Consider the following 1,096-nt stretch of genomic DNA (forward strand, 5'->3'; position numbering starts at 1 on the left):
ATGTTTGGTAGCGACGACGATAAACCAATTTCAATAATTATAACAACTCTTGCTGCAAGGTCTTACAATCAAGAAGAAAATATTGTTGACGCTTTATTGAATATTTTAGCTACAATGAAAAGCCATATTAAATATCCATATAGTCATATTCACGGAAAGCAAATTGCTATTATTGAAAATCCAATAAATCCAGAAGAGAATTTTGCGGATAAATGGCTTGATAACCCTAATAAAGAGGATAATTTTGATATGTGGCTTGCCAAAGCGCAGGCAGATTTTGAAGTTTTGCGTAATGCTGATTTCACTCAAATTTATAGAATATTGAAATCAATTATTGGAACAAATACAATAAATGAGGCATACAATAAAGCAGATGCGGTATCTTTTATTAATGAGAGTTATTTACCCGCAACTTTTGATAAAAGATTATTTGAAGTAGGACATCGCAGAAGACCTGAATGGAATTTGAGATTAAATTACAATGTTGAAATTCACGGAAATTATAGACAAGGAAAACAAGTAAAATCTATAACAGCAAATAATACTATTCCTAAATATTGTGATATTTATTTTGTTGCTAGTTCCAACGTTCCAAAACCTTTCGATGTATATTGGCAAGTGGTAAATACTGGTGAAGAAGCAAGAACAAATGAAGGTTTGCGAGGAGAAATTTTTCATTCTAAAACTGCTGGTAAAGGTGGATTAAACCAAAAAGAACGTTCTCAATTTTCTGGCACACATTGGATTGAATGTTTTATTGTAAAAGATGGAATATGTGTTGCAAAAAGCAATGAATTTTTAGTAAATATCCAATAAGGAATTGCATTATGACCAAAAAACTTCAAGACCTATATTCATTCCTTAACGAGAACAGAAGCTATAATCAGCCCATTCAAATTGGCGCTTACAAAATGGCGATGATGTCCTATGACACTACTTTCGACAAAGTATATGCATTGCTGTATAGTGTACTCAACTCGCAATCACAGTTAAAAATGAATAAGTCGGCAGTTTTTTTTCAAAGAATTGCAGCTAATAAAACCAACTTAAACTCATTTTCCAATTTCCTAAAAACAATTGGTGCAAATGATAAAAC

General features: G+C 31.7%; 1 protein-coding gene and 1 pseudogene. Both read left to right on the forward strand.

Annotated features, from left to right (window positions below; genetic code table 11):
* Window positions 1-816, forward strand: a pseudogene (locus tag PHC28_RS07150) (hypothetical protein); the annotation flags it as partial.
* Between the two features lie 11 nt (window positions 817-827).
* On the forward strand, window positions 828-1,096 hold a 269-nt coding region (locus PHC28_RS07155), incomplete at its 3' end, for a hypothetical protein (protein WP_300097752.1).

The organism is Flavobacterium sp. (assembly GCF_028712645.1).
Classification (GTDB): domain Bacteria; phylum Bacteroidota; class Bacteroidia; order Flavobacteriales; family Flavobacteriaceae; genus Flavobacterium.